Genomic DNA, 4,513 nt, shown 5'->3' with positions numbered 1-4,513 from the left:
GTGGCACATCACAAGCAACGGGGTGCTGTACCTGAGAACAAATGGACGAAAGCAATGCTCCTGCACGGCAATGCTCCAACCCAGGCTCGCTGGTGATACACCTTGAGGCACATCGTTGAGTAAGCATTGGTATGACCCTCTCCCTCACAACACATGCACCGGATCAATATCGATCACCCAACCGTACAACGGGCCAACCACGTCCAGGGCCAGACGTATCTCCCGGATGTCTGTGGCCGGTGGCACCCGCAACAACACGTGCCAGCGCCACCGATCACGTTGTCGGCGAAAGAATGCCGGCGCCGGCCCGATCAGACGCCAGCCGACCAAATCACGACCGGTGATGTACGTCTGCAAGGTAACAGCAAGCTGTTCGGCCTGTCGTCGACAGATTGACTCGGTTGCTGCGGTGGTGACGAAACGCACCAATCGGCCAAAGGGCGGATAAGCCAGTGCCCGCCGGAAGGCGATCTCCTCCCGAAAAAATGCCCGGTAGTCGTGCTCACATGCGGCCTGAAGTGCATAGTGATCGGGTTGATAGGTCTGAATAATGACCTGTGCCCCTTCACTCCGCCGCCCTGCTCGTCCGGCAACCTGGGTCAGAAGTTGAAATGCCCGCTCGCCACTACGAAAGTCGGGCAGATGCAAACCGGTATCGGCTAATACCACACCGACCAACCCAACCAGAGGTAGATCAAGCCCTTTCGCAATCATCTGCGTACCGACCAGCACATCGATCTCGTGGCGTACCATTGCTTCTAGCAGGGCATCATGGGCATTCTTTCCACTGATACTATCCCGATCCCAGCGTGCTACCCGGGCATCGGGAAACAATTCACGTACCACCTCGGCAACGCGCTGTGTGCCGATACCCGAGGCGCGAATGCGGTGACTGAGACATTGTGGACAGACTACCGGCGTAGCCGTGCGCTGACCGCATGAATGGCAGATTAAAACGCGCACCGACTCGCCGGCTTCAGCAGTGGTTGCCGTATCGTAATGAACGGTGAGTGGCGCGGCACACCGTTCACAACGGGCAACGTAACCACAATCCCGACAAAAAACAAAGGAAGCGGCTCCCCGGCGATTGAGAAAGAGGATCGCCTGTTGCCCACGGGCAAGGGTCTGCGCCAGCGCGTGTTGCAGTTTGATCGAGAAGATAGATGTATTCCCCTGCTGTAGCTCATGCCGCATATCAACAATACGCACTGGCGGCAGCGGCAAGGGGCGACTGTGAACGAGACCATCGACGCCAATCTGGGCACCAATTCGCACTGGTAATTCGAGCAACTGAATCTGACCATTGCGGGCGGCATAGTAGGTTTCAACGCTTGGGGTCGCACTACCAAGCACAACCGTTACTCCGGCCAGATCGGCAAGGTGCAATGCTGCATCACGCGCATGGTAACGAGGTGCTGCATCGCTTTTGTAGCCAGGTTCGTGCTCCTCATCGACAATCACCAGACCAAGATCGGGTAATGGCGCGAAAAGAGCAGAACGTGCACCGATAGCCACCCTGGCTTCACCCCGCCGCAATCGCCGCCACTCATCGTAGCGCTCACCATCACTTAACCCGCTATGCAGGACCGCCAGTTGATGACCAAAACGAGCCACAAAGCGACGGACTAACTGGGTCGTGAGGGCAATCTCTGGCGCCAGAACCAATGCCTGTCGACCAAGCCGTAACGCACGAGCGATCAGTCGCAGGTAGACTTCAGTTTTCCCGCTACCGGTGATCCCATAGAGCAGAAACCTTCCGCCCGTACCGGCTTCAAGCGCAGTCACGATTGTCTCATACGCCACCCGCTGAACACTTGTCAATGGTGGCGGTGTATCGGTGGCCGGATGTACTGTTGCCAGCGGATCCCGATAGATTTCACGACCAACCAGTTGTACAAAACCCCGCCGTTCAAGCGCACGTATCCCTGTACTGTCAATACCTGTCGCCCGCCGTAATTCATTCACCGTAGGAAGATCACTTGTCGTCCGTTCAGCCAACCAGCGCAACGCTGCTGCCTGTTTAGGGGCACGGCGCAGTTCGGCTATTGCTTGATCGAGATCGGGCAAGGTTAACCGGACAAGCTGCTCTTGGTGGGGACGTACTCGTGGTGGATCGATGCGCAAACGGCGCGTAATTAGGCCTCGTTCAGCCAATGATCGATACGCAGCCCGCAGATTTGCATCACTTCCGCGCAGCGCCGCCCGCAAGTCGGCCTCACTCAATTCCCCGTGCCGACGCAAATAAAAGAGGATCGCCCGCTCACGCTCTGGTAATGCACCCAATTCACACGTAAGCCCTGCCGCCGTTGCCCGCCAGGTTGTCACCGCCTGCCGGATCATGCCTGGCGGCAAACAGAGATCAAGCACCGCTGCCAGCGTTGTATAGCAGTTCTCGGCCACCCAATGCGCTAATTGAATTGTCAGTTGTGGGATCGACAGATCAGGATCGACCAGATCAATCAGATCGCGCAATCCACTGACAGTGCGGCGCTGCATTGTCAGAACTACCCCCTGAACCTGCTGTTGGCGCAACGGTACCCACACCAGTTGTCCTACCGCGATGGCCGCTTGCAAATGATCAGGTACACGGTAAGAGAAGATGCCCTGGTGTTGGGATGGCAAGGAGTCTGTGAGGACGGCCACATCAGCCACCAGTTCAGAGACAGAATTCATAGACAACGAATCACCTCAGATTGCAGCGATATTCCGGCTTTATGATATACTATCCCTTCGGATCGCTGGAGGGTCTCGGGCCGGCAACGGGCTGGCTTCTCCCCTCCGTAAATACTAAAGAGAGGCAAACTATGGCAAACGTTACCCTAACAGCTCAGCGACGCCACATCTTTGGCAAAAAAGTCAAAACACTCCGTCGGGAAGGGATTTTGCCGGCTAATTTCTACGGCAAAGGCGTTGAAACCACGGCGATTCAGATCAACGAACGCGATTTCGAGCAGATCTTCCGAACGGTGCCGAAAGGCGAGTCCTTCAACCTCGACATCGAAGGTACGACATACCCGGTCGTGATTTATGTCGTGCAACGCCATCCGGTAACCCGTAAATTCCTGCACATTGACTTCAAGCTGGCCTGATGAGCAGCACCGGTGGGCCGATAGGTAATCGGCCCACCCCCCCGGCTAACCAGCATACCGTCGCCCCTTCCAAACCACTCCCTGTCCTAATCGAACGCGCAGAATGCCATACCCGGCAATCAGCAAATACATCAGCAAACCGACCGGCCAGAGAACAGCATGCAGTGGGTTGAGCCGGTAAAACCGTTGATATAGCGTTCCCCAAAACAGCAGGCCAACCAGCCACGATACCATTCCGACCAGCGAAACCAGACTTCCTGCCCAGCCACCGGTGAACCAACCACCGATCATTAACAGCAATGGGCCATATGCCTGTACCAATAGCAACGTCATTCCCATTAAGGAACGCCAGCCACCACTCCGCGATCCTGCCGAGGCATTTTTCATCAAACCCTCGATCACTTCAGCGGCATTCGTATACATCCGTACTGCCAGATACTCCATCCCTATCGCACCACGCACCGTGAAACCGGCGGCGCACAAACACTGGCCGAGGCGAACATCTTCCAGCACCTCAGCCCGTACCGCTCCGTGGCCACCAATCGCTTCATACGCCGAACGGCGCACAAAGATGCATTGACCGTTCGCTAATACCTCTTCTGGGCGAACATCAGGCTTAGCCAGACGCTCGAAAGGAAAGATGGACACGATCAAGGCCACGAATGGCGGCAAGATCAATCGCTCAGACCACGTCTTCAACTCAAGAAAGGGAAAGATTGTCACCATATCGCCATTGGTTGACAAGGCATGACAAAGCAAGGCGGCTACCAGATCAGGCGCCGGCGCCGTATCTGCATCGAGAAAGAGCAACCATTCACCGCTCGCCGCACTACTGGCCTGCTGGCAGGCATGGCATTTACCAACCCAACCCGGTGGCAGCGGTTTCCCGGTGATTATCCGTAACCGGGCATCGGTAGCTGCCAGATCGGCCAGAATTGCCGGTGTCCGGTCGGTTGAGCCATCATCAACCACGATTACCTCAATATGAGGATAGCGCTGGGCCAATGCTCCTTGCACACAACGGCCAATTCCCCGCTCTTCATTGCGCGCAGGAATTAAAATCGAGATCAACGGCGGATCAGGGGGAAGGCACGGCGACATTAACCGTGGCATCTGACGCATTCGTTGCCACTGACCGAGAAAACTACCGGCAAGCCCCAATCCGATCACAACCCAGAGAAGAGTGAGCCACATGGATGCACCTCATTCGCAAGCACAACTATGCATAGTATAACAAAGGGGCAGATCGGCAAAGAGGAGAGAGGTCATGCGGAAGACCAGACAGTGAATCTTACATAGAACGATCCGATGGTTCGCAGTCTTCTAGCCTCTTTACCGCTTCCTGAAGCGATCTAGCGGGTACGTTGCCTGTGATTGCTCTGCCACTTGACAAGCTGACGACCTTCGAGTATACTACGCAGCGT

The 4,513-nt window shown here is 56.0% G+C and carries 3 protein-coding genes; 1 reads left to right on the top strand and 2 read right to left on the bottom strand.

All coding sequences use genetic code 11. The features are described from left to right. Positions 1-144: 144 nt before the first annotated feature. Complete coding sequence (gene priA / locus VAE55_RS04095; protein WP_322814535.1) at positions 145-2,673, bottom strand: replication restart helicase PriA; 2,529 nt, start codon at positions 2,671-2,673, stop codon at positions 145-147. 131 nt (positions 2,674-2,804) lie between these two features. On the opposite strand from priA, the gene VAE55_RS04090 reads away from it, so the two are divergent. Then, entirely contained in the window at positions 2,805-3,089 is a 285-nt protein-coding gene (locus VAE55_RS04090; protein ID WP_012259673.1) for a 50S ribosomal protein L25, read from the top strand. A gap of 45 nt (positions 3,090-3,134) precedes the next feature. Here the strand turns inward: VAE55_RS04090 and VAE55_RS04085 are convergent, their stop codons facing one another. Continuing rightward, positions 3,135-4,283: a glycosyltransferase gene (locus tag VAE55_RS04085; protein ID WP_322814534.1), complete on the bottom strand. Its 1,149-nt coding sequence runs from the start codon at positions 4,281-4,283 to the stop codon at positions 3,135-3,137. Positions 4,284-4,513: the final 230 nt, after the last annotated feature.

Origin of the sequence: Chloroflexus sp. (assembly GCF_034432675.1) — a bacterium.
GTDB lineage: Bacteria > Chloroflexota > Chloroflexia > Chloroflexales > Chloroflexaceae > Chloroflexus.
Note: the sequence above shows the minus strand (reverse complement) of the source record. Positions and strands in the feature narration are given on the sequence as shown.